This is a genomic window from Pedobacter psychrodurus, from assembly GCF_032678585.1.
Classification (GTDB): domain Bacteria; phylum Bacteroidota; class Bacteroidia; order Sphingobacteriales; family Sphingobacteriaceae; genus Pedobacter; species Pedobacter psychrodurus_A.
In genome coordinates, this window is sequence record NZ_JAVTSN010000108.1 from 1 (window position 1) to 2634 (window position 2634).

Annotated in this window: 2 protein-coding genes; one reads left to right on the forward strand and one right to left on the reverse strand. The window is 43.8% G+C overall.

The features are described from left to right. Window positions 1-243 precede the first annotated feature (243 nt). Entirely contained in the window at window positions 244-1905 is a 1662-nt protein-coding gene (locus R2S57_RS30220; RefSeq protein ID WP_316848629.1) for an FMN-binding glutamate synthase family protein, read from the reverse strand. An 83-nt stretch (window positions 1906-1988) separates the two neighbouring features. On the opposite strand from R2S57_RS30220, the gene R2S57_RS30225 reads away from it, so the two are divergent. Beyond that, window positions 1989-2609 (forward strand): L-threonylcarbamoyladenylate synthase, encoded by a 621-nt coding sequence (locus tag R2S57_RS30225; RefSeq protein ID WP_316848630.1) that lies wholly within the window; start codon window positions 1989-1991, stop codon window positions 2607-2609. The last annotated feature ends 25 nt before the right edge of the window (window positions 2610-2634 follow it).

Below are 2634 nucleotides of genomic sequence, written 5' to 3' on the forward strand. Positions count from 1 at the left end.
AGCGGGACGCCTCATGGGTAAAAAACGTTTGGTGGGTTACACATTAATAATTTCCCTATCCCTGCCGAATAAACCCGATTGCAGCGAGCATACCGATCCTTCATCGGTATAAAGCGTAAAGCGGGACTGAACAAACCGAAGCACTACTGCCCCTGCTTTTCAAAAAAAACAAATAAGTTAGCCAGGCGCTAGACTTCCGAAGTTCTGCCTACGTTTAGCCCTTCGAAACTTCGCAAGTCATCCCTATCTCCCATCATCGTGCATCGTATCTCCATACGGATTGGCATGCGCATAATCTACTGCCGAAACCTTATAATCGGTTGGGGCAAAAGTAGCTGAGGTACTCAATGCCATCCCCAGTTCGTAACGCGTTGGATAAGGCGTTTGCAACAAACTACCTGCCGGGATATAGGGAAAACTCTCTAAATAACTCTGCATTACACTCGGACTCACCCTCCTGTTGATATAGGCCCTGCTTAACTGATGCGTTTCCCTTAAACCCGCAGCACCCAATAATTCTACGGCACTGGCTACGGTTAGGTTATGGAAATTTTTAACACGCACGGTTTTATCTTCTACCACAAGACCTTTCATTAAACTCTGATCCTGCGTAGCCACCCCCGTAGGGCAGGTATTGCTGTTACACTCCAAAGCCTGTATACAGCCCAAAGCAAACATCATTCCGCGGGCAGCATTACACATATCGGCACCCAAAGCTATATTTTTAACCAGGTCGAAACCTGTGGCCACTTTACCAGAGGCAATAATTTTAATGTGTTTCTTTAAATCGAACCCATTTAATACATCATATACAAAAGCTACACCTTCGCGCAAAGGCATACCTACTGAGTTCGAAAACTCCTGTGGCGCAGCACCTGTTCCACCCTCACCACCATCAACGGTAATAAAATCTGGGTAAACACCCGTTTCGATCATTGCTTTACAGATGGCATAAAACTCGCTTTTGCGACCGATACAAAGTTTAAACCCAACCGGTTTACCGCCTGATAAATCGCGGAGTTTTTTAACAAATTCGATTAAGCCAATCGGCGTATTAAAGGCAGAGTGCGCAGGCGGCGACAATACATCTTTACCTTCGGGCACCAAACGGATCCTGGCCACCTCTGGTGTTACCTTTTTGGCCGGCAGCATACCACCATGACCAGGTTTGGCACCTTGCGAAAGTTTAATCTCGATCATTTTTACCTGATCGGTTTGTGCCCTTTCGGCGTAAGCATCATAGTTAAAAGTACCATCAGCATTACGGCAACCGAAATAACCTGTACCAATCTGCCAGATTAAATCGCCACCTGGCTGACGGTGATAATCGCTGATCCCTCCCTCGCCGGTATTGTGGGCAAAGTTGCCCATTTTAGCGCCCCCGTTTAAGGCTAAAATCGCATTCTGACTTAACGAACCGAAACTCATGGCCGATATATTGTAAATACTTGCCGAATAAGGTTTCTTACAATCCGGCCCACCAACGGTAACGCGGGGATCTAAATTTAATTCGTGGTGCGAAATGGCCGCGATGCTATGGCTTAACCATTCGTAGCCATTTTCGTACACGTTTAACTGGGTACCAAAAGGGATGGTATCGTTATCTTTTTTAGCACGCTGATAAATAAGAGAGCGGTTTAACCGGTTATAAGGCGTACCGTTGGTATCGCTTTCTACAAAATATTGATAAACTTTCGGCCTCAACTCCTCCATAAAATACCTTAGCCTACCAAAAACAGGGTAGTTTCTTACAATACTGTGTTTGGGCTGGTATAAATCGTAAACACCAAGAATAACAAAAGGACCTGTAAAAAGGAATGTCCACCACAAAAAGGGATGATACAAGCCCAGCATAATGGTTAGGGCAATTAAAAATGCGGCAATGGCGACGAAAGCTTTTCTCATAATATTAGATTAGCGTATGTTTTGTTAGTACAAAGATTAGGATTATTAAACAACTGACACCATTAAATTGTTATTTTTACGCTATGCTTATTAAGATTTATCCAGAGAACCCGAACGAACGCGCTATAGAACAAGTTGTTGAAGTGCTAAAAAAAGGTGGTTTAATTATTTACCCTACCGACACCATTTACGGTTTGGGCTGCGATATCACCAATCCGAAGGCCATCGAAAAAATCTGCCGCATACGTGGCATCAAGCCAGAGAAAGCGAACTTTTCTTTCATCTGTCACGATTTAAAGCACATTTCAGATTACATCAAACCCATCGACAATACCACGTTCAGGGTGTTAAAAAAAGCCTTACCAGGTCCTTTTACCTTTATTTTTAATGCCAATGGCAACGTACCCAAATTGCTAAGCTCGAACAAAAAAACGGTTGGTATCCGTGTTCCCGATAATAACATTGCACGCTGTATTGTGAAAGAACTGGGTAACCCCATTTTGTCTACTTCGATAAAAGACGATGATGATGTAATTGAATACTCTACCGACCCCGAATTGATCCACGAAAAATATGAAGATCTGGTAGACCTGGTAATTGATGGCGGTTATGGCGATAACGATGCCTCTACCGTGATTGATTGTACAACCGGAGAGTTTGAAGTAATCCGTGAAGGTAAGGGGAATATAGAGGAGTATCTGTAACCTCCCCCAGCCCCTCCTTAAGGAG